General features: G+C 71.7%; 28 protein-coding genes and 1 pseudogene. 19 read left to right on the plus strand and 10 right to left on the minus strand.

The features are described 5' to 3' along the window. Positions 1-23 precede the first annotated feature (23 nt). From E4P38_RS20590 to E4P38_RS20600, 3 genes are all read left to right on the plus strand, one after another. Positions 24-1340 carry a citrate synthase gene (locus E4P38_RS20590; RefSeq protein ID WP_135133858.1) on the plus strand — a complete coding sequence of 439 codons (1317 nt, stop codon included), beginning with the start codon at positions 24-26 and terminating at the stop codon, positions 1338-1340. Between the two features lie 145 nt (positions 1341-1485). Continuing rightward, positions 1486-1677, plus strand: a complete 192-nt coding sequence (locus E4P38_RS20595) for a hypothetical protein (RefSeq protein WP_135133859.1) — start codon at positions 1486-1488, stop codon at positions 1675-1677. Positions 1678-1862: 185 nt separating this feature from the next. Further along, on the plus strand, positions 1863-3839 hold the full coding sequence (locus E4P38_RS20600) for an NlpC/P60 family protein (RefSeq protein ID WP_245161198.1): 1977 nt from the start codon (positions 1863-1865) through the stop codon (positions 3837-3839). A 3-nt stretch (positions 3840-3842) separates the two neighbouring features. On the opposite strand, the gene E4P38_RS20605 is transcribed toward E4P38_RS20600, so the two are convergent. Both E4P38_RS20605 and E4P38_RS20610 read right to left on the minus strand, forming a co-directional pair. Next, positions 3843-4607, minus strand: a complete 765-nt coding sequence (locus tag E4P38_RS20605) for a hypothetical protein (RefSeq protein WP_135133860.1) — start codon at positions 4605-4607, stop codon at positions 3843-3845. Further along, on the minus strand, positions 4604-4951 hold the full coding sequence (locus tag E4P38_RS20610; RefSeq protein ID WP_135133861.1) for a hypothetical protein: 348 nt from the start codon (positions 4949-4951) through the stop codon (positions 4604-4606). Before E4P38_RS20610 ends, E4P38_RS20605 begins: the two co-directional genes overlap by 4 nt. A gap of 217 nt (positions 4952-5168) precedes the next feature. Between E4P38_RS20610 and E4P38_RS20615 the strand changes: the two genes are divergently transcribed. Further along, positions 5169-6455, plus strand: a complete 1287-nt coding sequence (locus E4P38_RS20615) for a PQQ-binding-like beta-propeller repeat protein (protein ID WP_135133862.1) — start codon at positions 5169-5171, stop codon at positions 6453-6455. A 111-nt stretch (positions 6456-6566) separates the two neighbouring features. Here the strand turns inward: E4P38_RS20615 and E4P38_RS20620 are convergent, their stop codons facing one another. From E4P38_RS20620 to E4P38_RS20655, 8 genes and pseudogenes are all read right to left on the minus strand, one after another. Next, positions 6567-7565, minus strand: a complete 999-nt coding sequence (locus E4P38_RS20620) for a hypothetical protein (RefSeq protein WP_245161199.1) — start codon at positions 7563-7565, stop codon at positions 6567-6569. A 162-nt stretch (positions 7566-7727) separates the two neighbouring features. After that, the gene (locus E4P38_RS20625; RefSeq protein WP_135133863.1) at positions 7728-8828 is read right to left on the minus strand and encodes a flagellar biosynthesis protein FliA; all 1101 of its coding nucleotides are present in this window, start codon (positions 8826-8828) and stop codon (positions 7728-7730) included. Between the two features lie 70 nt (positions 8829-8898). Next, complete coding sequence (locus tag E4P38_RS20630; RefSeq protein WP_135133864.1) at positions 8899-9393, minus strand: hypothetical protein; 495 nt, start codon at positions 9391-9393, stop codon at positions 8899-8901. A 413-nt stretch (positions 9394-9806) separates the two neighbouring features. Further along, a pseudogene (gene csrA, locus E4P38_RS23980) lies at positions 9807-9980 on the minus strand (carbon storage regulator CsrA); the annotation flags it as partial. A gap of 112 nt (positions 9981-10092) precedes the next feature. Continuing rightward, positions 10093-10548: a flagellar assembly protein FliW gene (locus E4P38_RS20640; RefSeq protein WP_135133865.1), complete on the minus strand. Its 456-nt coding sequence runs from the start codon at positions 10546-10548 to the stop codon at positions 10093-10095. A 43-nt stretch (positions 10549-10591) separates the two neighbouring features. After that, positions 10592-11473, minus strand: a complete 882-nt coding sequence (gene flgL, locus E4P38_RS20645) for a flagellar hook-associated protein FlgL (protein ID WP_135133866.1) — start codon at positions 11471-11473, stop codon at positions 10592-10594. 5 nt (positions 11474-11478) lie between these two features. After that, a complete protein-coding gene (gene flgK / locus E4P38_RS20650) occupies positions 11479-12885 on the minus strand; it encodes a flagellar hook-associated protein FlgK (protein ID WP_135133867.1) in 1407 nt (468 codons plus the stop codon). Positions 12886-12958: 73 nt separating this feature from the next. After that, complete coding sequence (locus E4P38_RS20655) at positions 12959-13444, minus strand: flagellar protein FlgN (RefSeq protein WP_135133868.1); 486 nt, start codon at positions 13442-13444, stop codon at positions 12959-12961. Positions 13445-13643: 199 nt separating this feature from the next. On the opposite strand from E4P38_RS20655, the gene E4P38_RS20660 reads away from it, so the two are divergent. The 15 genes from E4P38_RS20660 to E4P38_RS20730 form a co-directional block, all read left to right on the plus strand. Beyond that, a complete protein-coding gene (locus tag E4P38_RS20660) occupies positions 13644-14612 on the plus strand; it encodes a sigma-70 family RNA polymerase sigma factor (RefSeq protein ID WP_135133869.1) in 969 nt (322 codons plus the stop codon). Positions 14613-14761: 149 nt separating this feature from the next. Further along, a complete protein-coding gene (locus E4P38_RS23935) occupies positions 14762-16030 on the plus strand; it encodes a flagellin (protein WP_135133870.1) in 1269 nt (422 codons plus the stop codon). A 106-nt stretch (positions 16031-16136) separates the two neighbouring features. Beyond that, a complete protein-coding gene (gene fliD / locus E4P38_RS20670) occupies positions 16137-17537 on the plus strand; it encodes a flagellar filament capping protein FliD (protein ID WP_135133871.1) in 1401 nt (466 codons plus the stop codon). 49 nt (positions 17538-17586) lie between these two features. Further along, positions 17587-17973, plus strand: coding sequence for a flagellar export chaperone FliS (gene fliS / locus E4P38_RS20675; protein ID WP_135133872.1), 387 nt, complete (start codon positions 17587-17589; stop codon positions 17971-17973). Continuing rightward, a complete protein-coding gene (locus tag E4P38_RS20680; RefSeq protein WP_135133873.1) occupies positions 17970-18329 on the plus strand; it encodes a hypothetical protein in 360 nt (119 codons plus the stop codon). Before fliS ends, E4P38_RS20680 begins: the two co-directional genes overlap by 4 nt. Before the next feature lie 360 nt (positions 18330-18689). Next, complete coding sequence (gene flgB, locus E4P38_RS20685) at positions 18690-19037, plus strand: flagellar basal body rod protein FlgB (RefSeq protein WP_135133874.1); 348 nt, start codon at positions 18690-18692, stop codon at positions 19035-19037. A 1-nt stretch (position 19038) separates the two neighbouring features. Then, on the plus strand, positions 19039-19446 hold the full coding sequence (locus E4P38_RS20690; protein WP_135133875.1) for a flagellar basal body rod C-terminal domain-containing protein: 408 nt from the start codon (positions 19039-19041) through the stop codon (positions 19444-19446). Between the two features lie 2 nt (positions 19447-19448). Further along, positions 19449-19763, plus strand: coding sequence for a flagellar hook-basal body complex protein FliE (gene fliE / locus E4P38_RS20695; protein WP_135133876.1), 315 nt, complete (start codon positions 19449-19451; stop codon positions 19761-19763). Next, positions 19763-21361: a flagellar basal-body MS-ring/collar protein FliF gene (gene fliF / locus E4P38_RS20700; protein WP_135133877.1), complete on the plus strand. Its 1599-nt coding sequence runs from the start codon at positions 19763-19765 to the stop codon at positions 21359-21361. The genes fliE and fliF overlap by 1 nt, the downstream gene beginning before the upstream one ends. Before the next feature lie 73 nt (positions 21362-21434). Beyond that, positions 21435-22520, plus strand: coding sequence for a flagellar motor switch protein FliG (fliG, locus tag E4P38_RS20705; protein WP_135133878.1), 1086 nt, complete (start codon positions 21435-21437; stop codon positions 22518-22520). Further along, entirely contained in the window at positions 22504-23280 is a 777-nt protein-coding gene (locus tag E4P38_RS20710) for a FliH/SctL family protein (RefSeq protein ID WP_135133879.1), read from the plus strand. The genes fliG and E4P38_RS20710 overlap by 17 nt, the downstream gene beginning before the upstream one ends. Next, the gene (locus tag E4P38_RS20715; protein ID WP_135133880.1) at positions 23277-24587 is read left to right on the plus strand and encodes a FliI/YscN family ATPase; all 1311 of its coding nucleotides are present in this window, start codon (positions 23277-23279) and stop codon (positions 24585-24587) included. The genes E4P38_RS20710 and E4P38_RS20715 overlap by 4 nt, the downstream gene beginning before the upstream one ends. 43 nt (positions 24588-24630) lie before the next feature. Next, complete coding sequence (locus tag E4P38_RS20720) at positions 24631-25098, plus strand: flagellar export protein FliJ (protein WP_135133881.1); 468 nt, start codon at positions 24631-24633, stop codon at positions 25096-25098. Further along, a complete protein-coding gene (locus tag E4P38_RS23940) occupies positions 25086-26033 on the plus strand; it encodes a transglycosylase SLT domain-containing protein (RefSeq protein ID WP_135133882.1) in 948 nt (315 codons plus the stop codon). Before E4P38_RS20720 ends, E4P38_RS23940 begins: the two co-directional genes overlap by 13 nt. A 151-nt stretch (positions 26034-26184) precedes the next feature. After that, the coding region (locus E4P38_RS20730) for a hypothetical protein (RefSeq protein ID WP_209309230.1) at positions 26185-26880 on the plus strand (696 nt) is incomplete at its 3' end.

Genomic DNA, 26880 nt, shown 5'->3' on the forward strand with positions numbered 1-26880 from the left:
ACCGGGGCAGTAGCGTCCGTTCGGTGAGCGAATCAGCCAACGCACCCGTAGCCGGCTCCGCCGACGTGGCCCTGCGCTACCCCGGTGGAGAACTGCCCCTTCCCGTCGTCAAGGCGACGGAGGGCGCCGACGGCTTCGACACGAGCAAGCTCCTGTCGACGACCGGCAAGGTCGCCCTCGACATCGGCTTCGTGAACACGGCCTCCTGCACCTCGGCGATCACCTACATCGACGGTGACGCCGGGATCCTGCGCTATCGCGGCTATCCGATCGACCAGCTCGCGGGCAAGGCCAGCTTCCTCGAGGTCACCTATCTGCTGATCTACGGCGAGCTGCCGACGGCCGACCAGCTGGGCGAGTTCGACCAGCGGATCCGCCGGCACACCCTGCTGCACGAGGACCTCAAGCAGTTCTTCAAGGGTTTCCCGCGCGACGCGCACCCCATGCCGGTGCTGTCCTCCGCCGTCAGCGCGCTGTCGACCTTCTACCAGGACTCGCTGGACCCCTTCGACGAGGAGCAGGTGGAGATCTCCACCCTGCGCCTGCTGGCGAAGCTGCCGACGATCGCGGCCTACGCCTACAAGAAGTCCGTCGGCCAGCCGTTCCTCTACCCGGACAACTCGCTGGGTCTGGTGGAGAACTTCCTCCGGATGACGTTCGGACTGCCGGCCGAGCCGTACGAGATGGATCCCGACCTCGTCGAGGCGCTGGACATGCTCTTCGTCCTGCACGCCGACCACGAGCAGAACTGCTCGACGTCGACCGTCCGGCTCGTCGGCTCCTCGCACGCCAACCTCTTCGCGTCGGTCTCCGCCGGCATCAACGCGCTCTTCGGCCCGCTGCACGGCGGCGCCAACCAGTCGGTGCTGGAGATGCTCGAGGGCATCCAGGCCGACGGCGGGAACATCCCCCGGTTCGTCGAGCGGGTGAAGAACAAGGAGCCCGGCGTCAAGCTCATGGGCTTCGGCCACCGGGTCTACAAGAACTACGACCCGCGCGCCGCCATCGTGAAGTCCGCGGCCGACACCGTGCTGGACAAGCTGGGCGGCAACAACGAACTGCTCGACCTGGCCCGCCAGCTCGAGGAGATCGCGCTAAAGGACGACTACTTCGTCGAGCGCAAGCTCTACCCGAACGTCGACTTCTACACCGGCCTGATCTACCGGGCGATGGGCTTCCCGACGCGGATGTTCACCGTGCTGTTCGCCATGGGCCGGCTGCCCGGGTGGATCGCCCAGTGGCGCGAGATGATCGCCGACCCGAGCACCAAGATCGGCCGGCCGCGTCAGCTGTACGTCGGGGAGACCGAGCGGGGATTCGTCCCACTGTCGGATCGCTGACAGCGGAACCCGTCCTTCTCGCGACGGGGCCACGGGCCGGGTAGCCCTCCAGCGACGGAGGGCTACCCGGCCCGTGCCTTCTCCTGGCCCCCGCCCTACGGTTGGTGCGCTCCCGCCCGGCACCGGCACGACAGGAGGACAGCCCATGGTCGAGCCGCTCGGCGACGACGTCCTCGTCGTACCCCCGATGCCCCTGGCGACCGGGCAGCTGCTGGAGTCCGAGGACGACGGCCCGCCGGTCCGGATCACCAAGCTCGAGTTCGTCGTCTCCACCGAGGACGGCAACGAACTGCGGATCCCGCTCGTCCTGCGGCACGGCGCCTGGTGGGCGCCCTGACCCGTCACCCGCGCGGGTCACCTGCACAGATGCCCCCGAAGGTTCACCCTCACCCGGACGGGTGAGTTCCGAGTACGAGCCTTTCAGCCACCCCCCTCGGCACGTCGATACGAGGTCCAACGCCCCGCTGCACCCGCAGCGGAGCAGGCCACGTAACGACGACGAGACCGCCGGGGGACGCTGCAGTGCCTGCATCACGCACGTCCCCCGCCCGTCCGCGTCCGGTCATCAGCGCCCGCGAGGCGCAGGCCTTGCGCGAGGCCATGGCGCTGCGCCAGACGCTCGCCGCCGGTCAGACGCTGACCCCCGCCCAGGCGACCGCACTGCGCACCGCCGCTGCCGCCGCGGTCCGGACCGCTCCCCCCGGCAGCCGGCCCGGGTCCCCCGCCGTCCGCCGGAAGCCAGCGCCCGGTCGGAGCGCCGCGAAGCGTGCGCCGGCCCGCAAGCCGAAGAGCCGGGCGAAGGCCTCCGCGCGTCCGGAGAAGTCGGCTCTCGCCTCGCGCTGGTCCACGCGGCTGGGCGTGGTCGCCATGAGCACCCTGCTGCTCCCCGCCGTCGCCGTCCTGGTGCTGCCCGGCTCCGACGACGGCGGCTCCGCCAACGGTCCGCTCGACGTCACCACGCTGGCCCTGACCGCGCAGAGCTCGCTGCTGGAGCAGGCCGGCCGGTACCGGCAGCTGGAGCAGGAGGTCGCCCAGCGGCAGACCGAACTGCAGCAGGCCCGGGACGCCGAGCTGACCGTCCGCGCCCAGGTCGAGGCCGAGCAGGCCGTCGTCGGCACGACCGCCGCCGACCTGTACCGGTCCGCGCCGGCCGAGCGCTTCCCCGTGCTCGGCCTGGACGTCGAGGACGACGCCGCGACCACTGACGCCCTCTATCGCGAGGCGCTGGCCGAGCGCGCCGAACGGGCGCTGGAGGGTGTGGTGGTGCGCGCGGAGCGGACCGGCACCGCCCTCGTCGCTGCCACCGACCGGGTGGCCGAGGCCGAGGCCGCCGTCGCCGCGGCCAGCGACCTGGCTGCCGGTGTCCTGGCGAAGGTGCGCGACAAGGTCGAGGACCTCAGCCCCGCGGTGACCGCGCAGCTCGCCGCCCTGGGCGGAGGGGCCGGAGTGGAGCAGGATCGCAACAGCCAAGCCCTGGTGCGCTGGCAGACCTACCTCGGCCAGCTCGCCTCGGCCGGGATCGAGCCGCCCTCCGCGGCCGCTCTGGCCGACGCGACCGACCTGCCGTCCGGGCTCTCCCCCGCCCTCGACGCCACCGGCCGGCCGGTGCCGGGGGTCGCCTGGGCCGTGATCGGCAGCAGCCCCGTCACGGTGCTGCCCGCCGAGACCGTCGCCGCCGTCAGCACCGCCCTCTCCCAGGTCGGCAAGCCCTACGTCGACGGCACGTCCGGCCCCGAGACCTATGACTGCGGCGGTTTCACCTCCGCGGCCTGGCTGCTGGCCGGGTACGCCGTCCCCTCGACGCCGGAGAACCAGTGGGCGACCGGCGCACCTGTCGCCCTGGCCGACCTGCAGGTCGGCGACCTCGTCTTCTCCCCGGGCGGCCAGGACGTCGGCATCTACCTCGGCGACGGCGACGTCGTCGGCGCCTCGGCCGGCACCTACCAGGTCGGCGTCCGTTCGGTGCCGGCCGGATCCTCGGCCACCCGGGTGACGTTGCCCGCGCCTGCCCAGACCAACGCTGCGCTGCCTCCGGGTGGCGACACCGGGATCTGCGGCGCGGCCCTGCCCGTGCCGGGTCCGGTCAGCCCGGCCTGGGGCGGCTACGCCAACGGCCAGATCCCCGGCGAGGCACTGTGCGCCCTGGGTGCGGCCCGCCACGCCCTGCGCTGCGACGCCGCGGCGTCCTACGTCCGCATGAGCACGGCGTTCGAGTCGGCCTTCGGGTCACCGCTGTGCATCACCGACTCCTACCGGTCCTACGCCAGCCAGGTGTCGGCGTTCGCCCGCAAGCCGGGCCTGGCCGCCGTGCCCGGCACGTCCAACCACGGGTGGGCCCTGGCGGTCGACCTGTGCGGCGGGATCAACGTCGCCGGGTCGCAGCAGTGGACCTGGATGACGGCGAACGCGGGTCGCTTCGGGTTCGTGCAGCCGGAGTGGGCACGGCCGGGCAACGAGAAGCCCGAGCCGTGGCACTGGGAGTTCGGCTACATCTCCTGAGGATCAGGTCCAGGGCAGGTCGGCGAGGTCCCGCGACGGCAGGGTGACGCTGGCCTCGGTCGTCTCCCCCGCCAGCCGGGCGGCGATCCCGGGGCCGGCACAGGCGACCGGCCGGTGCGGGGTCACCACCACGTGCATGTCGGTCATGGCCAGCCCGGCGGCCGTGATCCGCCGGAGCATCCGCTCGGGCGCGACGAGGGCCGCCGTGGCCAGGACGGGCACCGTGGCGTGCGACCACAGCGCCACGGGCCCCTCGACCCGGAGGTCCAGGGCGACGTCGTGGGCACGGCCGCTCGCGGCCGAACGGGCGCGGTGCACCTCCGCCGGGCCGGCGGCGGTCGAGGGGGTCCACGGCAGGGCCAGGTCACCCCGGAGGACGACGACCCGCCAGCCCACCGACGCGTGCCGGGCGTCGGACCAGTCGAGGACGGCGATGCCCGCGGCCGCCGCAGCGGCGTCGGGCACCGGGCGGTGGGCCACCCAGGACGTGAGGGCGGCGGAGATCCCGGCGGCCGTCGGGGGGACGCCGGCGCGGGTCATGTCGTCGGCCAGCTCGCCCAGCCCGATGCGCACCTGCCGCTCGTCCTCCTCGACGACGACGACGGAGCCGGCGCCCGAGCGCTTGACCAGGCCCACCCGCAGGCGGGGCGTGGCCAGGGAGGGCAGGAGACCGTCGGCGACCTCGCGCAGGTCGGCCACGCCGATCCGCGTCGGCCGCAGCCGCTGCATCAGGCCGGCGGACGAGCCACCGAACCGGGTGTCCGTCACTCGGCGGTTCCGCTGCCGAGGAGGACGCGCACCGCGGCCGGCAGGTCGGGTATGGCGAGCACGCCGGCCAGCTCGGCGGCGCTGAGCCGGACCGGGAGCATGTCCTCGTCCCAGCCGGTCGCCAGCCGGACGCGGGCCGCCGAGGCCGGCCAGACGGCGTCGCGGGCGGCGGCGACGTGGAGTTCGGTGAGCACGTCCTCGAGGTGGATCGCGGCGACGGGGTGCACCAGGCAGCCGGTCAGGGCCGCCCGCACCGCGGTCGCGAGCTGGGTGCGGTGGGTCCCGGTCAGCCAGTACGGCACGAGAACCTCGGAGCCCGGCTCGCCGGCCGGCAGGGCGCTCACGGGCGCCCACCGCGGTCGAGGGGAACGACCCGCACGCCCGCAGGCCCGGTGCCGTCGTCGTCGTTCCCCCGTGGTGTCACGAGGTGGATATCGGCAGCGCGGCACCCCGATCGACCCGTGCGGGGAGCGTTTTCCGCCCCACTCCCAGACTCCACGCGCGTAACCGCCGGGCATCTGGGGCGTTGCCATTCCGTAGCCGCTTCCAGGAGGCACGTCCATGCGCCGCACCGTCACCGTCGCTCTCGCCGTCGCGCTCGCCACGTCCGTGGTCACCGCGGGTTCCGCGGCCGCACAGGGAAAGCCAGGCAGCCAGGGGACGCCCCGCGACGTGATGTTCGTGGGGAACAACTGGGAGGGCACCGCGACCGTCGTCGACGCTCGCACGCACCGCGCCGTCCGGACGCTGGACATGATCCCGGACAAGGCGGAGCGGATGGCCGAGATCCTGACCCATCCGGACAAGCTGGCGTTCTACCTGGCGATCCAGCAGGGCGTGGGCGAGGGGCACGACCAGTACACCGACGACATGTTCACCACCGCCGACGGGCGGATGGTGGCGGTGAGCCGGCCGAGCTTCGCCGACGTCGTCGGCATCGACCTGGCCTCGGGTGCGATCGTGTGGCGCTTCCCGATGGAGGGCTACCGGGCCGACCACATGGGCGTCTCGCCCGACGGGCGGCGCCTGCTGGTCAGTGACTCGACGGCGAACAAGGTGCACGAGCTCGACATCGTGACCGGCGCGAAGCTGCGAGAGTTCGCCAGCGGCGACACCCCGCACGAGAACAACTACACGCGGGACGGCGAGCGGATCTTCCACGCCAGCATCGGCACGGTCTACACGCCCACTGACCAGCCGGTGTTCGACACGAGCAAGGGCGAGCGGGTGTTCCAGATCGTCCGGAACAGCGACATGGGCATCGAGGCCCGGTGGGACATGGGCAAGGAGCTGGCCGAGGCCGGCTACCCCGACATGAGCTCCGCTGTGCGCCCGATGGCCGTCGCGCCGGACGAGCGGTTCGTGTATCTGCAGGTCTCGTTCTTCCATGGGTTCGTCGAGTTCGACACCCAGGCACCGGACGCCGACCCCGCGCAGACCTACGACGGCGAGCCCGCGGTCGGTGCGGTCCGCCGCGTCGTCCCGTTGCCGGACCGGACCAACGGCTTGCCACGGGAGCAGTACGTCCTGGACTCCGCGCACCACGGCCTCGCGATCAACGAGGCAGGGACGACGCTGTGCGCCGCGGGGACGATGTCGGACTACGCCGCGATCGTCGACCGGGAGAGCCTGCGTACGACCATCGTCGACGTGGGCGACAAGCCGTACTGGTCGACCAACGGCGCCGTCGGCGACACGTGCTGGGTGTCGGTCAGCGGCGAGGACAAGGTCGTCGTGATCGACTACTCGTCCGCCCGGACGGTCGCCACCGTGCCCGTGGGCGACCATCCGCAGCGCGTGCGTGAGGGCCTCGTGGCCCGCGACGTCCTGACGTCCTGGAACCGCTGAACCCCGCGGGTCGCCCCTTGTTGATCAGGAGACCTGATCAACAGGGGTCCTGGCTCAGCGTCGATGGTGAGCCAGGACCCACGATGGTGAGCCAGGACGGCGTTCCGGCGGTCAGGCAGCGTCCGACGTCCGGACCGGTTCCGCTCTCGTCACCGTGCGGAAGCGCCGCTCCGTCACGTACGGGGCGGCCAGCAGGCTCCGGATCCGGGTCGCTGTCTGCGGCCACCCAGGGCCGAGATCGTCGTTGACGACGCGGACGACGCGGACACCGGCGTCCCGCAGCCGGTCCTCGCGCCGCTTCTCCTGCCACAGCACTTCACCGGACGGCGACCCGTTCCGGGGATCGGTGTACTTCACCCGCCCGTCGAACTCCACGGCGACCGCCGCCTCCTCGTACCAGGCATCCACGCGTCCGAGGAAGCCGGCGTCGTCATGGATCTCGACCTGCAGGTCCGGGCGCGGCATCCCCGCGAAGAGCAGCGCCAGCCGTCCTCTGGTCTCCAGTGGGGACTCGGCCCGGCCGTCGCTCAGGTCCAGGGCCCGAGCCGCCCCCGAGATGCCCACACGATGGGTGCCGGCCAGGACGGCGCGCAGAAGCTCTGCACGATCGACCTTCAGGGCCCGCATGGCGGCGTCGACGGCGATCACGCTGTCGGTCAGAGACCACTCGCGCGCACAGTCGACCAGCGTCCGCGCCACGGACGTCGTCCCGAATGCCAGCCACGGGCGGACGTCGTCGTCGGGGAGCGCCGCTCGGGCGACGCGGTAGCCACGGCCACGCCGCCACTGGTCGACTGCGGTGACACGGACGTCGCGCGGCTCGGTCCGCGGGACGATCAGGTCGTGCAGACGCGCGGCGGATGCGTGACTCAGCACGGGACCGGATCGGAGGCTCAGCAGCACCGCGAGGCAGTCGGCGAGGTGTTGCTGTCGTGGATCGGTCGTGGCGACGTCGTCCGCAGCGATGTAGACGCCCTTGCGCAAGCGGACCCACCGGCGGGCGCTGAGCTCGGCGCGGACGTCCTCGACCCGGTAACCGACCGCCAGCGCCTCCTTGCTGGTGAAGACGCCGAGACGGGCACTGGCGATGGTTCGCAGCCGCGGATGCACCACAGGAGTGTCGCGACCCATCCGGATGGGTGGCAGGGCACCGGCGAGCTCTGTGGACAACCGTCGTCCTGGCTCACCGTTTCGGGTCCTGGCTCACGGTCGACGGTGAGCCAGGACCCGTAATGATCAGGAGACCTGATCATTACCGCCCCAAGCGGGGGGTCAGTCGACGAGTTCGGCCAGGCGCGTCTTGAGCGCCTGCTCCACCCGGTCGGCGTACACGTTCATGTTCCGCACCGAGGTGTTCAGGTCGGTCGAGAGCTGCGTCTTCGTCTGCCCGCCCCAGGTGGTGAGGTACCAGGTCGCCCAGCCGAGCACGTTGGGCTGACCCGCACGCTGGTCCCGTCGCGCGGACGGGTCGGGGGCGCAGGCGGCCGTCAGGGCGTGCGACAGCAGCGTCTGCTCCGCCTCGCCCATGATCTCGTCGGGCGCCTCGGAGGAGTCCGGCAGCAGGATCTCGGTGGCGTCGGGCCCGCCGTCCAGGGACTGCAGGTTGCGCAGCCCGTTCAGGGTCGCGACCGTCTGCGAGTTGCGCCGCAGGGTCGCCACGCTCTGCCCCATGTAGGCGGCGAGCTCCTTCTCACTGGGCCTGCGCTGGTTCTCGGCGATGAAGGCCGCGATCGCCTTCTGCTGCTTGTGCTCGGTGTCGGCGGCGGTGCGCCCGTGGGCGTTGCGGCCGAGGTCGTGCACCCACTTCGACAGCTGGGTGGCGAGGAACGCCCCGAACGGGACGCCCTTGGTCTCGTCGTACTGGGCGACGGCCTTCAGCACCCACTCGTAGACCTGCTGGCCCAGGTCGTCGGGGTCGGGCAGGTGCAGCCGGATCGTGCTCATGTTGCGCTGCAGCCGCTTGAGGCTCACCGGCCCGTAGTGCCGGCAGAGGTCGTTCAGGAAGTCGGCGGGCAGGTCCCGCGGGGCGCGGCGCCGGACGTCGGTCTCGGCCCGCAGGCCGATGGTCGAGGAGCCGTGGCGGGCGGCCCAGGCGCGGATCCAGTCGGCCAGCACCGAGGCGGACCCGCAGGCGCCGTCGACCCGGTAGAGCCCGTCGCCCTGGTCGTAGCTGACCGTGACGCCGTCGGGAAGTTCGCTGCGGAACTCCTCGAGCGGGAGCTCGTGGTCGACGCGGAAGTGCACCCGGTCGCGGGGCGTGATGGGCGCGAGCGTCCAGCCGTCGGCCTCGGGGAGGCCGCCGAACACGAGCGGCTGGCGGATCCGGTTGCGGTTGTCGGTCTCAGTGGACGTGGGGAAAAGGGTGTCGGACACCGGTACTCCTGGGGACCTACGGGGAAGGAGGGCCTCGGGGAAGGAGGCCCGGAAGTCACTCGGGAGGCCGTCAGGCCGGGATGCGTTCACCCGGGCCGGGCATCCGCGGGGCCGGCACCGGCGAGGCCGGCACGACCGGGAGTCCCTCGAGGACGTCCGCGGCGATGGCGCCACCGGCCGCCTGCTCGATGAGGACGGCGGCCGCAGCGCGCTCGGCGCCACTGGGCTCGGCGGTGTAGACGGGCATGTGGTCGTACAGCGAGGTGAAGATCGCGCTGACGAACGCATAGGCGGCCTGGGCCTGCGGCGAGAACTTGGCGACGGCGGTGCGGGGACCGAGGTCGACGCCGACGGTCACCCGGACGACGCGGTCGTCCTTGCTCAGGCCGGTGACGGCGAAGGAGACCTCATCGTGCTCGGCGGCGAGCGTCGCGAGGGCGGCCAGGCACTTGCGAGTGGCACCACGTCGCGGCCGGAGCTGGACGTGGACGACCACGGTCTCCGGCTCGGCCTGGTTGATGGCCTGGGCGTTGAATGCCTCTGCCTGCGTTGCACTGCGTTCCATGCTGATCGCCCCCTGTCACTTGCTTGAGGGGAAATCTGCCCTATGCCTCGGCAACGAAGGCCACAACACTCGCCGTGTCATACGCAGTTATGCGCGACTACTTCGGCAGAAGTTGCCCGTGTCGGCGCAGCTGAGGACTGGTTCACAGACTCGCTGGCAGGCTCTGCCAAAGCAGAGGTCCCCCAGGCCATGCAGATCTGTCAGGCGGGAGCGTCCTTCGGAGCGTCGACCGGGGTTGCGACAGCCGCAGCGGCGTCGGTCGCTGCGTCGCCGGTCGCGGCGTCGCCGGTCGCCGCGTCGTCGGTCGCCGCGTCGTCGGTCGCTGCGTCGTCGGTCGCGGCGGCGGCCTCGGTCGCGGCCGGCGAGGGAGCGAAGGCGGCGAGGGCGCCGAGACTGTCGGCGGTCACCTGCGCGGCGAGGAGGTTGGCCTCGGCGATCTGCCGGTAGACCTCCTCGCGGTGGATCGCCACTTCGCGGGGGGCCTTGAAGCCCAGTCGCACGGTGCCACCGCGGACCTCGACGACGTGGACCTCGATGTCGTCGCCGATGCGGATCGTCTCGCCGACGCTGCGGGTGAGTGTGAGCACGAATACCCCTCCATGGGTGTCTGTGGAACTAGCCGTCCTTGGCGTTGCCCGTCACACGGGCCGTTCACGAGTGGGAGCAGCCGCGTCACGATGCCACGGCGCCCCGATGGGGTTATCGGCGCAGTGGCCGCCTGATGGGATGCACCCCGTCGGTGAGGACGAGTTGCCGGGCTCGCTGATTGTCGGGGTTGACGACCAGCGGCGCACGCAGGTTCGCCGTCGCCGCGGTGACGTCCCCGTCGGGAACCGTCACCAGGCAGTACAGCGACGCATCCTCCGCCGCCGCCATACCCAGCTCGGTGCAGGCGGCTCCCGGCAGGGCCGGCGCGTAGTCGGGGAAGAAGGACGCGGCGGAGACGGCGAGGAACCGGGGCCCGTCGGGGGCGACGGACTGCAACCAGAACAGGTGGCCACCGCCGTCCGCGGGCACCAGGACGTAGTCGCGGTGCCCGGGAAAGCCGGGGAGCGGCTCCGCGAGATCCAGCACCTGAACGAGCGGCGGCACCGGAACCCGGGCAACCGAGGGCCGCGCGGGTGCCGGCCGCGTCGCGACCGGGGACGGCGTCATGCGGGCAGCCTCCTCGGCGCCTCGGGTGTCGGGTACCGGGACATCAGCGCAGGTAGTCCAGCAGCGTGGGCGTGAGGGCCTTGGCCGTCGCGGCCAGCGCCGCCTCGTACCCGACCTTCTGCATCTGCAGCTGCATGATCGTGTTGGGCAGGTCGATGTTCTCGGTCTCGGCCAGGCGCGACGAGAGCGTCAGGGCACGGTCGGAGTTGACCTGGTCCTCACGGTCGACGCGTGCGGCCCGGGACCCGACGTCGGCGACCGCGGTGAGCATGCCCTTCATGACCACGTCGAGGTCGGCCAGGTGGCCGGCCAGGGCGGTCGGGTTGGCGACCACGTCCGTGGCGATCTTGTCGGCGATGGCGAAGATGTCCGCGCCGGCCGGCCCGAACGCCTGCGGCCCCGGCGTGTCGACCTGGACGACCTCGGTGTCGGACACCCGGCGCGTCACCGGCGGCCCGACCTGGCCCACGTAGGTGCCGGCCGCGTCGTAGGCCTTGCTTCCCGGCGTGACGCCGCCGAACAGCGGCCGCCCCCCGATCGAGCGGTTGGCCAGGCTCAGCAGGCCGTCCCGGAGGGAGGAGACCTCGGTGGCGATCGCCTGGGCGCTGACGTCGCTGTTCGAGCCGGTGTTGCTGCCCTGCACGGTCAGGTCGCGGATGCGGCGCGCCGTGGAGAGCATCTCCTGCAGCGAGGAGTCGGTCTGCTCGAGCCAGCTCTTCGCGTCGTTGATGTTGCGGGACTGCTGAGCAGTGGCGGCCTGGTCCGACCGTGCCTGCATCGCCCGGTTCGTGCCGGTCGGCGAGTCCGACGGCGCATTGATGAGCCGACCGGAGGTGAGCTGCTGCTGCAGCTTCCCGACCGCGTCGAGGTTCCGGTTGAGACCCTGGAGACTGGTGAGCGCGACGGCGCGCTGGGTGATCCGCATTCAGATCAGCGCCCCACGAGCCCGGTGCGGTTGATCAGCTGGTCCAGCGTCTCGTCGATCGCCGTCACCAGCCGACCGGCGGCCGAGTAGGCGTGCTGGAACGACAGCATGTTGGTCATCTCCTCGTCGATGTTGACGCCGGCCACCGACTCGCGGGCTGCGTCGACCTGGGTGCTGATGACCGCCTGGATGTCGAGGTTCCGGCTGGCGACGGCCGCCTGCACCCCGAGCTCGACGATCATCTTCCGGTAGCCCGCATCGGTCCCGGTCGTGGACTGACGCAGCTGCGCGATCGCGTCGGCGTTCCCGTGGTCGAGTGCGGGGACACCGGCGGTCGGGCCCACGCTGGAGGCGGCCACCTTCTTCGGGTCGGTGATCATCACCTTCAGCGACGCCGCCGTGATGGGGCCGCTGGCCGATCCGAGCAGCGGCGTGCCTGCGACCCCGGCCAGGTCGAATCCGGTCGCGTGGGCGGTGTTCAGGCCGGTCGCGAGGCTGACCGCGGTGTCGTCCAGGGCCTTGCGGTAGCTCGGGATGATCGTGGTCAGCGAGTTCAGCTGCCCCTCGGCCGTGCCGCCGGGCCGCACGGTGTAGCCGCCGGAGCCGGTCACGATCCGGGGCGCGTCGGCGGTGACGCCGTCCACGCTGTAGGTGCCCGCGGTCGCCAGGCTCGACGCCGAGGACCCGGACACGAGGGTCATGCCGCCGACGAGCACGTCGACGACGCCGTCGTCGCCGTGCCGCACCGTGGCGCCGACCTGGTCGGCCAGCTTCATGACGAGCAGGTCGCGCTGGTCGGAGAGGTCGTTGGCCGGCAGGCCGCTCTGGTGGGCCCGCTGGATGGCCTTGTTGAGGTCGGCGATGGACGTGGCAGAGGCGTTCACATCGGCCACGAGGACGTCGAGGCTCTCGCGGGACTGCGTCCACTGCGCGCCGAGCGAGGCCTGGCTGAAGTGGATGCCACCGACCAGGGTCTCCAGGCGCTTGAGCATCTGCCCGCGGGCGGCCTCGTCCTGGGGCTGGTTCGCGACGTCCTCCCAGCCGGACCACATGTCCGCCAGGAGGCTCTGGATGCCGGTGTCGCCGGGCTCGCGGAAGGCCTGCTCGACCAGCTCGAAGGTCTCGTTCTCCACGGTCAGCCGGGCGCTGTTGGCATGCTCGGTGTGCCCGCGGCCCTCGAGGAAGGCGTCCCGGATCCGGGTGACCTCGTCGGCGCTCACGCCGCCGCCGATGCCGTTGCTAGTGGAGAAGAAGGCCGGGACGACGCTGCCGCCGATGGCCGCGAGGTCGACCCGCTGGCGGGAGTACCCCTCGGTGTTGACGTTGGCGATGTTCTGGCCGGTCACGTCCAGCGCGCGCCGCTGCGCCCAGAGGGCGGTGGTGGCCGCGTTCAGCGACGAGAACGTGCTCACGTGGACTCCTCGCTGACGCTCGTCGTGTGCGTTCGCATGGCTCCGTTGCCCATCGGTGAACTCGCAAGCTCGTTCACAGCGCACCGTCCAGGGTGACGGCGCGGTGCGAACCGTCGTCCGTGCGACCGGTCGAGCCGTAGGTGCCGGCATTCGGGGTCTTCACCGACAGCAGGGCGTCACCGATGGCGGCCAGGCCGCCCTCGATCAGCTCCCGGTTGGCGTCGGAGAGGCTGCGCAGGTCGGTGACGAGGACGAGCAGCGCCTCGTGGTGCTTGGCGAAGAGGTCGTTCCACGGCGCCGGAGCGGCGTCGGCGACCTGACGCAGGGACGGGTTGGCACCCAGGCCCAGCTTGACGGCGATGGCCTCGGTCGCGGCGGCGCGCTCCACCTCGAGCGTGCGGAGCTGGTCGAGGACCACCTCGATCTCGTGGGCGATGCGCGCCAGCCAGCGGGTCTTGCCCGTCAGGATCAGGTACTGCTTCTCCTCGGCCTTGAACAGCAGCAGGTCCAGGAGCTCCTGCTCCCGCCACAGCAACGTCGACAGGTGCTGGTAGTCCACGTGTCCACCGCCCTTCCGTCGTGTCTCTCCGCATCGCACCGGGGGCCACTTCTGGCAGCTCCCGGCGGATCTTCGTCGACCTGCCATCGGCATGCCGTCGCGAGCCCTCAAGCCGAAGCCGACAACTCGGTGCTCAAGTCGAAGAGGAAATGTGCCGACAGCGGTGCGATCCGGGCCACGGTCAGCCGAGAAGGAGGACGTGAGCCCGACCCGTGCCCTGGCGGCCGACCGCCCCCTGCGTGAGCGGCCCCTGCGCGATCGAAATCAGCGCGAACGGACCCCGAACGCCCGACCGCAACAGTCGGCGCGGGGCCGGTCGCAGCAGGAGATCGACGCGCTCGTGACCGAACACCTGCCCCTGGCGTCGTTCGCGGTCAACGCCGTGGCGGCGCGCATCTCGCTGCCCGGCCACGTCAGCCGCGACGACCTCCTCTCCTGTGCGCACGTGGCACTGGTCGAGGTCGCCAAGCGGTTCGACCCCTCCGCGGGAGCCTCGTTCGCCACCTATGCCCTGGCCCGACTGCAGGGGGCGGTGCTCGACGAGCTGCGCTCCGGCGACTGGGCCAGCCGGTCGGTGCGCGCTGCGGCCCGACGCAGCGATGCCGCGGCCGACGCACTCACCATCTCCCTCGGCCGGCCTCCCACGCGGGAGGAGCTCGCCGTCAGCCTCGGCGTCCCCCGCAGCGAGCTCGACAGCCTGCAGGTCGACGTCCACCGGGCCGTCATGGTCAGCATCGACGCCGAGACCGGTGGCGACGGCACGTCGCTGGACCTTCCCGACACCGGGGAGTCCCCCGAGCGCGCCCTGCTGCGCGGCGAGCGGGCTCGCTACCTGCACGAAGCGATCCGTGCACTGCCCGACCGGCTCGACGAGGTCGTGGAGCGCAATTTCTTCGGTGACGAATCACTGACCGACATCGCCGATGACCTCGGCGTCACACTCTCGCGCGTCTCGCAGATGCGAGCACGCGCGTTGACCCTCCTGCACGCCGCGATGAGCGAGGTGTGGGAGGGCCGGCCGGTCCCCGCCGACGGCGGGGTCCGTGCCCGGAACCAGCAGAAGAGTTACGTGGACCGGGTTGCCGGCCGCGCTCCGACGCCGGTCACGGTCCCCCGCCAGCGGGCGGGATGGCCGATGGCCGGACACGGGACGGCCCAGCCCGCCTGAGCTACGCCCGACCAGGTGAAACGGCCGAGAAATGCGGTCGTTCGCCTCAAGGTGCGGCCCACCCGGGCCGTAATGACCACTGAGACAACACAACCACCCGCAGCACGGATGCAGCGGGATCTCCAGAACCCCTTCCAAGGAGGAACATCGTGGGTCTGCGCGTCAACAACAACATCGCGGCGCTCAACGCGTACCGCAACCTGTCCGTCACCGACGGCCAGATGAGCAAGTCGCTGGAGAAGCTCTCCTCCGGCTTCCGTATCAACCGCGCTGCAGACGACGCGGCCGGCCTCGCCATCTCCGAGGGTCTGCGCTCGCAGATCGGTGGCCTCAAGGTCGCCGTCCGCAACACCCAGGACGGTATTTCGGTCGTGCAGACGGCTGAAGGTGCGCTCACCGAGACGCACAGCATCCTGCAGCGCATGCGCGACCTGGCTGTCCAGGGCTCGAACGACGGCGGTCTGAACACCGACGCCAAGGGCAACATCCAGTCCGAGATCACGCAGCTCAAGTCCGAGCTCGACCGAATCGCGAGCTCCACCACCTTCAACGGCAAGAAGCTCCTCGACGGCAGCTACCAGGCCAGCTTCCAGGTCGGCGCCAACGCCGGCGAGACCATCGCCGTCAGCATCGGCACCGCCATGGGCGCGGCCGGCCTGAAGGTCGACGGGGTCGACGTGACCGGTGCGGGGGCCTTCGCCTTCCAGACCGGCACCGCCGCCGCGTCGGGCAAGGCCGTCATCTCCACCGCGGCGACGACCGCCGCCGCCGCGGTCATGACGATCACCGAGACCACCGCCGGGTCCGCCGCCGACTGGAGCACCGGTTCCGGCTCGGTCGCCGCTTACCAGTCGCTGTCGGGCACGATCGGGTTCGGCGGCAAGACCCTGGACCTGGGCGCCGTGGACTACGGGTCGGCCACCACCGCCACCCAGGCGCTGGCTGCCCTGAACACCGCCGCGCAGGCCGCGTTCGGTCTGGCCTCCGGTGTCAACCCGTTCGCGGGTTCGACCACCGGCGTGACCTTCACGGTGCCCGCCGTGGCAGTCGCGGGCTACACCACGGCCAGCGGTTTCGCCCTGAGCTCCTCGGCCGGCGACGTCGCCAAGGCCACCCCGACCTTCACCGCCGCCAGCGGTGCGGACGCAGCCATCGACCTGCTGGACACGGCCATCAAGAAGGTCTCCACCCAGCGGGCCGACCTCGGTGCGATCCAGAACCGGTTCGACCACACCATCAACAACCTCAACGTCGCGGTCGAGAACCTGACCGCCTCCGAGAGCCGCATCCGCGACGCCGACATGGCGCAGGAAATGGTCCAGTTCACCCGGAACCAGATCCTGTCGCAGGCCGGCACCGCGATGCTCGCGCAGGCCAACCAGGCCTCGCAGGGTGTCCTGCAGCTGCTCCAGGGATGAGCTAGCCGACAGCTAGGCGCAGCTCCACCCGGGTGAGGGGGGAGGCCCACCGGCCTCCCCCCTCACTCACACCCGCCCGATCCGCGTACCGACCCAGGAGGCAGACATGAGCATGAGTGTCGACGGACTGGTGTCGGGCATGGACACCACGAGCCTGATCAACCAGCTCATGCAGGCCGAGGCCGGGCCGCAGACGGCTCTCAAGACCAAGCTCGCGGCGTCGCAGAACAACGCGTCGGCCTACCGCACGGTCAACACGACCTTCCTCGCGGTCACCGCCGCCGCCGAGGCCCTCACCGCGGCGTCCCTCACGGCCGCCCGCAAGGTCAGCGCCAGCAACTCCAGCGTCACCGCGAGCGCCGGCACCACCGCCGTGCCGGGCGCCGCCATCAACTTCACCGTCACGAACCTGGCGAGCACCCAGTCCGTCCTCAGCAACACCGAGTGGAGCTCGGCCACCGCCGACGTGCGCACGGTCGAGCCCGCCTGGCCGATCGAGATCCTCAACAGCGACCTGACGTCGCGCGGCACCGTGAGCGTCCCGCCCGGCGCGACCCTCGCCGAAGCCGTCGCAGCCATCAACACGGCGAACCTGGGCGTGAAGGCCTCCACCGTGAGCACCGGCGGCGGCAAGTACCGCATGCAGCTGACGAGCGCGACCCCGGGCGCCGAGGGCACGTTCATCGTCAAGAGCGCCACGGAGACCCCGGCCACCGCCGGCACGAAGTTCGTCCAGACCAGCGCGGGCCAGGACGCCACCCTCGACCTGGGTGGCGGCGTCGTCGCCACGTCCACGAGCAACACCTTCGCCGACCTGCTGACCGGCGTCTCGGTCACCGTGTCCAAGGTCGATCCCGCCGCGGTGACCCTGACCGTCGCCAGCGACACCGACTCGGTGACCAGCAAGGTCCAGGCCCTCGTCGACGCGATGAACGCGGCGCTCAGCACGGTGAAGACCTACACGTCCAACGCCAGTGGCAGCACGGCGGCGCTCAAGGGCGACTACTCGGTCACGTCGCTCGCGGGCAAGCTGCTCGACGCGGTGTCGAGCGCGGTGGGGGCCGACGGTTCCCCGGCCCAGGTCGGCTTCCAGCTCAGCAAGGACGGCAAGGTCACCTTCGACAAGGCCAAGTTCGCCACCGCGCTCAAGGACAACCCGGCCCTGGCGCAGCGGATGGTGGGCGGCACGCTCGGCAGCTTCGGCCCGGACGGCGTCGTCGGCGGCACGGACGACGTCGCCGCCACCACGGGCATCGCCGGCCGCATCCTCGCCGTCTCGAAGTCGGCGTCCGACGCCACGACGGGGACGCTGGTCGCCCTCGCCAACGGCCAGGACACCATGGGCAAGGACATCAAGGACCGCATCGCCGCGTGGGACCTGCGCCTGGCCAAGCGCAAGGAGACGCTCACCCGCCAGTTCACCGCCATGGAGACGGCGCTGAGCTCGCTCAAGAACCAATCGACCTGGCTCGCCGGGCAGATCAACTCGCTGTCGTCGTCGTCCTGATCCCCCGCAGACCCTGCTCGATCTTCCCCACGCTCCAGGAGAAATCTCGATGAGTGCCGCATCCCTCCGCGCCCGCTACCTCGGCGACTCCGTCGCGACGAGCTCGCCGCAGCAGGTGCTGGTGATGCTGTACGACCGACTGGCCCTCGACCTCGAGCGCGCCCAGAAGGCCGTCGCCGCCGGCGAGCGCGAGGCGGCCAGCGAGCAGCTGCAGCACGCCCAGGCGATCGTCCTGGAACTGCTGTCCAGCCTCCAGGTCGAGGCCTGGGAGGGCGGCCCGCGGCTCGCCTCGCTGTACAACTGGCTGATCGGCGAGCTCGTGCAGGCCAACATCAAGCTCGACACCAACCGGATCTCCGCCTGCCGCCAGGTGGTCGAGCCGCTCCGTGACGCGTGGCGCCAGGCCGCCGCCTCACTGGCGGGCAGTCCGTCATGACCGGCCGGCGCCCCTTCGAGGGCGCGCACCAGCAGCCGACCCCGATCAACTGGACGGTCGTCCTGGACCACCTCGAGGGCGAGGTCCTCGCGGCCGAGGAGACGATGGCGCGCGGACGCGCCGACGAGATCGCCGCCTGGGGACGACGCGCCGACGACTGGGTCCCGCCGTCCAGCCTGGGCACGATCCCGACCGACCTGCGCGAGCGGGCGGCCCGCCTCCTGCAGCACCAGCTCGCCGTCGCCGAGGCGCTGATCGAGCGGATCACGCAGTCCCAGCGCCAGCGTGACGTCGCCGCCCGGATGTCCTACGCACCCGCTCGCCCGGTCGCCTCCTTCATCGACAAGGCGCTCTAGACCGCTCTCCCCCGTCGCCCCGTCACCCGCCCTGCCGGTGACGGGGCTCTTGTGCGTTCTCGGCGTCCTTCGGCGTCCAGCGGCCTGATCGTGCACGGAAGGTGCCAACTCCCCCGCCCCCGTCGGCTCAGGACACGGCGAGGTCACCGCTGGTCACATGCACCACGGCGATCTCCTGCGACCCGGGCGCCCCTCCTGTGGGGGACCCGCGGTCACCCCCGGAGAGCCGGGTGCCGATGAGGCAAGAGCACGGACAGCACCACTTCGCCACGGATCGGCGGACCCCGCACTCGCTCGCGAGTGCCTTCCGCATACCCGGAGGTCGATCGTGTTCTGCTGCATCCGTCGGCGACCCGTTCCATGATCAACGACTCCACCTCGACGGCCCTGCACGCCGCCCTCTCCGGGCTGGCGCAGCGCCAGCGGGTCACCGCGGACAACATCGCCAACATCCAGACTCCCGGATTCCTCGCCGGCCGCGTCGACTTCGAGTCCTCGCTGCGCGGGGCACTCCGCAGCGGTGAGGCCCCCGCGGTCAACGGCGGTACGACCGCCCGTTCGCTCGAGCCGACCAACACCAACGGCAACAACGTCAACCTGGACCAGGAGACGGTCATCGCCACCGAGACCGGCCTGCGGTACCAGCTCGCCCTCAATGCGCTGGACGGCAAGTACAACGTCCTGCGCAGCTCCCTCAGGACGCAGTGAGATGGCCGTCTTCGACACCCTCGGCATCTCGGCGTCCGGCCTCATGGTCAACCGCAAGTGGATGGACGCCGTCTCGGACAACATGTCCAACCTCAACACGGTCAACCCGTACGAGGCCGAGCCCTTCCGCGAACGGCTGATCGTCGCCCAGGCCGTGGACTACGGCTCCGGGACCGGCGGCGTGCGCGTGGCCCGGGCCGAGTTCGGCGGGGACCCCCAGGGACGCATCGTCTACGAGCCCGACCACCCGCTGGCCAACGAGGAGGGGTACGTCCGGTACCCCGACATCGACATGGGTGACCAGATGGTCCAGCTGATGATGGCCCAGCGCGGCTACCAGGCGAACCTCGCCGTCGTCGAGCGGGCCACCAACGCGTACCAGGCCGCTCTGCGGCTCGGGAAGGGCTGACCATGACGTTCCCCCTCGGCGGCATCATGCCCGTCGGTGTCGGCGCCACCTCCGGTGTGGCCGGCGCACTGACCGGCGTCCCGCAGGCGCAGAACTCCGACGGCTTCGCGGCCGTCCTGGCGTCGTCCATCGACGGGCTCCAGGGTGCGCAGAAGACCGCGGACACCCTGGCGACCCAGGCCGCCACCGGCGACCTGAAGGACGTGCACGACTACATGATCGCCAGCAACGAGGCAGCGCTGGCGACCGAGATGGTCGTGACGATCAAGAACAAGGCCGTTGAGGCGTTCAACGAGATCATGAGGATGCCTGTCTGATGAAGTCGGCACTCGCCGGGACGCTGGAGCGCGCCCGCTCTACGTTCTCAACGATCAGCTTGGGGCAGAAGGTCGTCATCGGCCTTCTGCTCGTCGGGCTGCTTCTCGGCGGGTTCTTCTTCTTCCGCTGGATCACCGCCCCCACCCAGGCCCCGCTGTTCTCCAACCTCGCGTCGGCGGACGCCTCGGCGATCGTCGACGAGCTGAACGCCGCCGGTGTCGCCTACGAGCTCACCGACGGTGGCCAGACGATCATGGTCGCCCAGGACTCCGTCTACGACCTGCGCCTGAGCATGAGCGGCAAGGGACTGCCGGCCGGCCAGGACACCGGGTACGCCCTTCTGGACCAGCAGGGCATCACCACGAGTGAGTTCCAGCAGCAGACGACCTACCAGCGGGCACTGGAGGGTGAGCTGTCCAAGACCCTCGAGGCCCTGGACGGCGTGCAGACGGCGGTCGTGCACGTCGCCCTCCCCAAGGACGAGGTGTTCGTGACCGAGCAGTCCAAGCCCACGGCGTCGGTCATGCTGACGCTGGCGGCCGGCACGGCTCTGAGCGGCGAGCAGATCCAGGCGGTCACCAACCTCGTGTCCTCCAGCATCCAGGACATGGACCCCGATCAGGTGACCGTCACCGACTCCACCGGCCAGGTACTCGCGGCGCCCGGAACTGGCGTCACTGCCGCGGCCGGCGACGCCCGGTCGCAGGTCGAGCAGGAGTACGAGGGGCGCCTTTCGGCGAGTGCGCAGAGAATTCTCGACTCCGTCCTCGGCCGGGGCCGCTCGGTCGTGTCGGTGCGCGCGGACGTCGACCTGTCCCAGCGGCAGTCGACGTCGGAGACCTACACCTACCCCAACGGCGCCCCGCCGCTGTCGTCGAGCACCACGACGGAGGCCTACACGGGAAGTGGCACGCCTGTGGGCGGCGTCCTCGGACCGGAGAACATGCCCGACGCGGCGGCCAACGCCGGTGGGGGCGGCTCTACCTACAACAAGGGACAGACGACCGAGAACAACGCCGTCGACAAGACAGTGGAGACCGTCGAGTCCGCGCCGGGCGTGCTCAACCGGCTCACGATCTCGGTGGTGATGGACGACGCCGTCGCCGCGAACCTCAACCAGCAGCAGATGCGCGACCTCATGACCACAGCCGTCGGTCTCGACACGGCACGCGGCGACGCCATCACTGTCGCCTCCCTGCCGTTCGACACCACGGCCGCCGACGCTGCCGCCGCGGACATGGCGGCCGCCCGCGCGGCCGACGCCAGCGCCCAGATGTGGTCGATGATCCGCACCGGCGGCATCGCGGCCGGCATCGCGCTCGTCGTCCTCCTGGTGTGGCTGCGCTCCCGCCGTCAGGAGGAGATCGAGGACGACTACGAGCCCCTCGAGCTCACCGACGACATGCTCGCCGAGCTGGACCGGCTCCGGATCTCCAGCACCCGCGAGGAGCTCCGCCCCAAGGTCGATACCGCAGCCATGGAACTCGAGGCCGCCGAGCGGCAGAAGGTACGGGGGGAGATCTCCACCATGGTCAGCGAGCGTCCCGACGAGGTCGCGGCGATGCTCCGCGGCTGGTTGAGCGAGAACAAGTCGTGAGCGAGCGCGCGAGCTCACGCATGAGCCCAGCACGGCCCGGTATGGCGGCGACGAGCGTCAGCGAGGAGTCGTCATGACGATGGCAAGCATGGAGCAGCTCGTCGGGATCGGCGGGGCAGCGTCCAACCTGCCCGCCGTCGCGGCGCCTCCCGCGCGCGCCGAGCTCCCCGGCCTGCGCAAGGCCGCCGTCTTCCTCGCCCAGATGAGCAAGGAGGAGGCCGGCGTCCTGCTGTCCAAGCTCCGGCCGCGCGAGGTCGAGTCGCTCACCCGCGAGCTGATGCGCCTGGGCTCGGTCGAGTCCGAGGACGTCGACGGCGTCATGAACGAGTTCCACGGCCTGATGACCGCACAGCACTTCATCGGCCGCGGTGGCGTGGACTTCGCCCGCGAGATCCTGGCCGCGGGCCTGGGCGAGGACAAGGCCGAGGGCATCCTGTCGCGGCTCAACGTCGTCTACACCGAGGTCCCGTTCGCCTCGCTGCGCAATGCCGACACCCGCCAGCTCGTGACGTTCCTCAAGGACGAGCACGCGCAGATCATCGCCCTGGTGCTCGCGCACCTCACCGCAGGGCAGTCGGCCGAGGTGCTCTCCGGTTTCGCGCCGGAGCAGCAGGCCGAGGTCGCCCACCGCATCGCCACCATGGACCGCACCTCCCCGGAGATGGTCCGGCTGGTCGAGGAGGAGCTGGGCCGCCGGATGGGCTCGCTGCTCGCGCACCAGGACATGACCACGGTGGGTGGCGTCGAGACCCTCGTCGAGATCATCAACCGCTCGCCGCGGCCCACGGAGCGCTCCATCCTCGAGTGGCTGGACAACACCGACCCCGAGCTCGCCGAGCAGGTCCGGTCGCAGATGTTCGTCTTCGAGGACATCGTCACGATCGACGACCGGTCCCTGCAGCAGGTGCTGCGCGAGGTCGAGGCCAACGACCTGGCCACGGCGCTCAAGGGTGTCCGGCCCGACGTCCGCGACAAGGTCGTCCGGAACCTCTCCGAGCGCGCCTCCGAGAACCTCAACGAGGAGATCGAGCTGCTCGGCCCGGTGCGCACCCGCACCGTCGAGGAGGCCCAGGCGAAGGTCGTCACGGTCATCCGGACGCTCGAGGAGCAGGGCGTGCTCACGCTGACCCGCGGTCAGGACGATGAGTTCGTTGCGTGAGGGAGTGCTGCTGCGCGGCAGCGGAGCAGAGCGGGCCACGCCGTATCGCGAGCAGGGTCCGGTCCAGCACCACATTCCCCAGCAGCAGACGCAGCCCCGCGAGGAGCACCTCCAGGTCGAGGAACGGCGGTCGACCATCCGCCGGGCCGCCGATCTGCCGGTCGTGGGCGGCGGCGCCTCCTTCCGGCTCGGCGACGTGTACGCCGAGGAGCTGGAGCGGCTGCGCCAGCACGCCCACGCTGAGGGCTTCGCCGCCGGCCACGCCGAGGGCATGGGTGCGGCCGCCGCGGTCGTCGCCGAGGCGGAGCGGGCGGCCGCCGAGAGGCTGGCCGACGTCCAGGCGCGGTGGGAGCGGCGGGTCGCCTCGGCGACGGCCGCGCTCGGCGCTGCGGTGACCCGGCTCGACGAGGCCGTCGTCCCCGTCGCCGACGAGGTGCGCGAGACGATCATCGGGATGGTCCTGACGCTGGTCGAGGACATCCTCGGCCGGGAGCTCGCCCTGGCCGAGTCCCCCGTGCTCGACGCCGTCCGCCGTGCGCTGGCCCTGTGCCCGTCCGACTCGCCGACCGTCGTCCGCGTCCACCCCGACGACCTCGCCGAGATCCCGGCCGAGGCGCTCGCCGAGCTGCCGGACTCCGTCCGGGTGCTCGGCGACCCGGCCGTCGAGCGGGCCGGCGCGGTGGCCGAGACCGGTCCTCGCCGCATCGACGCCCAGCTGATGTCGGCTCTCGAGCGGGTCCAGGCGGTCCTGACCTCATGAGTCTCCCCAGCGCCCTGATCACGCGGGCCCGCGCCGCGGCCCGGCCGCAGGTGACCGGTTCGGTCAGCGGGGCCATGGGCCTGACGATGACCGTCGACGGCCTGTCCGCCGCGGTCGGCGACCTCGTGGAGGTCAACCCGGGCGAGCGGGGGCTGCTGGCCGAGGTGGTCGCGGTCGGCCGCGACCGGCTGACCTGCATGCCGCTCGGCACGCTCTCCGGCGTGCACGCCGGCGCCCCCGTCCGCGCGACCGGCATGCCGCTGCAGGTGCCGGTCGGCGAGGCACTGCTCGGCCGGGTGCTCGACGGGCTCGGCCGGCCGGTCGACGGCGGTCCGCCGCTGGGCTCCCGCGTCTCCTACGTCGACCTGGCCAGCGAGACCCCGCACGTGCTGTCGCGCAGCCGGGTCGACGAGCCACTGACCTTCGGCGTGCGCGCCCTCGACACCCTGGTCCCCTGCGGCAAGGGACAGCGACTCGGCATCTTCGCCGGTTCGGGCGTCGGCAAGTCCAGCCTGCTGGCCCAGATCACCCGCGGCACCGACGCCGACGTCCGCGTCATCGGCCTGATCGGCGAGCGTGGTCGTGAGGTCCGCGAGTTCATCGAGGAGAACCTCGGGCCCGAGGGCATGGCGCGCACCGTCGTCGTCGTCGCCACCTCCGACGAGCCGCCGCTGGTGCGGCTGAAGGCCGCATTCGTCGCCACCCGTATCGCCGAGGCGTTCCGTGACCAGGGCCGCGACGTGCTGCTGCTCATGGACTCGATCACCCGCACCGCGATGGCCCAGCGCGAGGTCGGCCTGTCGGCGGGCGAGCCCCCGGCGACCCGCGGCTACCCGCCGAGCGTGTTCGCGATGATGCCGCAGCTGCTGGAGAAGGCCGGTACGGGAGTCACCGGGTCCATCACCGGGCTGTACACCGTCCTGGTCGAGGGCGACGACCACAACGAGCCGATCGCCGACACCGCCCGCTCGATCCTGGACGGGCACATCGTGCTCACCCGCAAGCTGGCCACCGTCGGCCACTTCCCGTCCATCGACGTCCTCGAGTCGATCTCCCGGGTGGCAAGTGCCGTCGTCCCGCCGGAGCAGATGGCCGACGCCCGCGAGGTCCGCCGGCTCATGGGCGCGCTTCGCGACGTCAAGGAGCTCATCGAGATCGGCGCGTACCAGACCGGCACCGACCCCCTCGTCGACCGCGCCCGCCAGCTCGCGCCGTCGATCGAGTCGTTCCTGCAGCAGCCCATGGGCGAGTCGACGCCGCCGGAGGAGTCCTGGTCGTGGTTGCAGCGGATCGTGAGGGGCGCATGACAGCCCGATCGACGTGGCCGCCCGAGTTGCGCGGGGGTATGGCGTGAAGCGCGCCGTCTTCCGGCTGCAGCCGGTCCTGGAGCTGCGCCGCACCGAGGAGCGCGCCGCCGCGGCCGCCGCAGCGCAGGCCGCGAACACCGCTGCCGACGCCGACCGCCGGGCCACCGACTACGAGACGGCGCTGGCCGGCGCCTCCCTTCCGCGCATGCTGCCCGCCCGCGACTTCGTCCTCGCGATGACGCTGCTGCGCACCGCCGCGACCGACGCCTCCGACGCCCGCTCCCTGGCCACCGCGCAGGCGGAACAGGCCGAGCTCGTCCGTGCCCAGTGGACGGCGGCCGCCCAGCGCACCAAGGGCATGGAGAAGCTGCGCGAGCGACACCAGGTCGCCCTCCAGCACGCGGAGGACGCCGCCGAGGAGCGGGCGGTCGACGACCTCGTCACCGGCCGCGCCGGCCGGGCGAAGACCACCGGAACCGACGTCGCCGAGGGGGTCTCGTGGACGGAGTGACTCAGGTCCAGACCCGGATCAGCGAGATCCAGTCGCGCTTCCTCTACGCACCGAAGTCGACGGGCTCCGGCGACTGGGCGAGCGCGGCCGCGGCCGCCGGCCTCAACTCCACTGGCGCGACCTCGGCCGGGAGTTCGACTGCGTCGGCCTCGGAGAGCGCAGTCGTCGCCGAGGCGCAGAAGTACATCGGGGTGCCCTACCTCTGGGGTGGCACCGACCCGTCGAAGGGCCTGGACTGCTCCGGCTTCACGCAGCAGGTGTTCGAGAACCTGGGCATCGACCTGCCGCGGACTTCCTCCCAGCAGGCGACCGCCGGTCGTCCGGTCGCGTCGGTCGCCGACGCCCGCCCGGGCGACCTGGTGTTCTTCGACTACTCGTCGGATCGGCCGGGCATCGATCACGTCGGCATCTACCTCGGGGACGGCAAGATGATGGACTCGCCGAAGCCCGGGGACACCGTGGGTGTCCGCAACGTCGGCACACCCACCCTCATCCGCCGCGTGCTTCCCGAACCGACGCTGTCGGCCGCTTCGTCGAGCGGTGGCGCGGCGCTGGCCGGCGTGCCCTATGCCGACCTCTTCAGCCGGGCGGCCAGCCGGTACGGGGTGGACGCCTCACTGCTCGCGGCGGTCGCGTCGCAGGAGTCGAGCTTCAATGCCTCGGCGGTCTCCCCGGCCGGCGCCCAGGGGCTCATGCAGTTCATGCCCGCCACGGCCAAGGGGCTCGGCGTCAACGCCCTCGACCCGAACTCGGCCATCGACGGCGCGGCCCGGTACCTCAGCCAGCTCACCAAGCAGTTCGGTTCCACCGACCTGGCGCTGGCGGCCTACAACGCCGGCCCCGGCACGGTGAGCCGCTACGGCGGGATCCCGCCCTACCCCGAGACCCAGAACTACGTCCGAAGCGTGATGAGCAAGGCGGAGGCCTACCGATGAACGAGCTCGCGAGTCCATCCAGGAACGCAGCACCGTTCGGTCACGAGGCCGACGAGCGACAGCGAGGAGGACCCGTGACCGAGCTCGCGAGGGAACACAGGGACAGAGCACCGGTGGTCGCGACAGCGACGAGCCCCGGCGAGGAGACATCGTGACCGCTCCCGTGATCCCGTCCGCGCCAGGGGCTCGGACGACGTCCGCGAGCGGTGCTGCATCTCGCAGCAGCACCGGACCCTCGCCCTTCGCCTCGATGCTGGACGACGCGCTGTCCGCCGACCGGCCCGCGGGCCGCGGTCCGGCTGACCGGGGCGTGGAGCGGCGCACCTCCTCGGACGAGCGGGACGCCCGCGCGGCGGACCGCGCTGCCGACACGGCCGACCGCGCCGCCGACCGGGTGGCCGACAGGGCCGACCGCGCCGTCGACCGGGCCGCTCACCGGGCGGAGCGCGCAGCTGCGCACGCCGCCTCCCGTGCGGGCCGGGCCGGCGACCGGCCGTCCGGGACGTCCGACGTTCCCGAGGGCGACGGTCCCGTCGGCGACGCGAAGACCGTGGTCGCCCCCGAGACCCCCGTGTCAGCAGCGCCCGAGGCGAGCACGGAGCCGGTCCCCTCCGGACTGCCGGCCGCCGTATGGGCGCTGTTGATGGGTGGCCCTGCCGTGGTCCCGGTGCAGACCGAGGTTGCGCCGGGGACGACCGACGCGACCACAGCGGTCGCACCGGTCGCTGCGGTGGCTGCCGCCTCGGCCGATCCGACGGACCTGCCTGCCGGCCCGCCCGTCGTGCCGGCCGGAGCCGCTGCCGCGGAGACCGTCGCCGTGCCGGCCGCCGGGCCCGCCGCACCGCCC

Origin of the sequence: Blastococcus sp. CT_GayMR16 (assembly GCF_004570875.1) — a bacterium.
In the GTDB taxonomy this organism is placed as follows: Bacteria; Actinomycetota; Actinomycetes; order Mycobacteriales; family Geodermatophilaceae; genus Blastococcus_B.

What these genes read in the sequence shown, in the direction of transcription:
- E4P38_RS20710 (WP_135133879.1), top strand. Translation starts at nt 22,504, where the DNA reads ATGAGTTCGTTGCGTGAGGGAGTGCTGCTGCGCGGCAGCGGAGCAGAG.
- E4P38_RS20680 (WP_135133873.1), top strand. Translation starts at nt 17,970, where the DNA reads ATGACCGGCCGGCGCCCCTTCGAGGGCGCGCACCAGCAGCCGACCCCG.
- fliS (WP_135133872.1), top strand. Translation starts at nt 17,587, where the DNA reads ATGAGTGCCGCATCCCTCCGCGCCCGCTACCTCGGCGACTCCGTCGCG.
- fliD (WP_135133871.1), top strand. Translation starts at nt 16,137, where the DNA reads ATGAGCATGAGTGTCGACGGACTGGTGTCGGGCATGGACACCACGAGC.
- flgB (WP_135133874.1), top strand. Translation starts at nt 18,690, where the DNA reads ATGATCAACGACTCCACCTCGACGGCCCTGCACGCCGCCCTCTCCGGG.
- fliG (WP_135133878.1), top strand. Translation starts at nt 21,435, where the DNA reads ATGACGATGGCAAGCATGGAGCAGCTCGTCGGGATCGGCGGGGCAGCG.
- E4P38_RS20640 (WP_135133865.1), bottom strand. Translation starts at nt 10,548, where the DNA reads ATGACGCCGTCCCCGGTCGCGACGCGGCCGGCACCCGCGCGGCCCTCG.
- flgL (WP_135133866.1), bottom strand. Translation starts at nt 11,473, where the DNA reads ATGCGGATCACCCAGCGCGCCGTCGCGCTCACCAGTCTCCAGGGTCTC.
- fliE (WP_135133876.1), top strand. Translation starts at nt 19,449, where the DNA reads ATGACGTTCCCCCTCGGCGGCATCATGCCCGTCGGTGTCGGCGCCACC.
- fliF (WP_135133877.1), top strand. Translation starts at nt 19,763, where the DNA reads ATGAAGTCGGCACTCGCCGGGACGCTGGAGCGCGCCCGCTCTACGTTC.
- E4P38_RS20715 (WP_135133880.1), top strand. Translation starts at nt 23,277, where the DNA reads ATGAGTCTCCCCAGCGCCCTGATCACGCGGGCCCGCGCCGCGGCCCGG.
- E4P38_RS20690 (WP_135133875.1), top strand. Translation starts at nt 19,039, where the DNA reads ATGGCCGTCTTCGACACCCTCGGCATCTCGGCGTCCGGCCTCATGGTC.
- E4P38_RS20615 (WP_135133862.1), top strand. Translation starts at nt 5,169, where the DNA reads ATGCGCCGCACCGTCACCGTCGCTCTCGCCGTCGCGCTCGCCACGTCC.
- E4P38_RS20595 (WP_135133859.1), top strand. Translation starts at nt 1,486, where the DNA reads ATGGTCGAGCCGCTCGGCGACGACGTCCTCGTCGTACCCCCGATGCCC.
- E4P38_RS20630 (WP_135133864.1), bottom strand. Translation starts at nt 9,393, where the DNA reads ATGGAACGCAGTGCAACGCAGGCAGAGGCATTCAACGCCCAGGCCATC.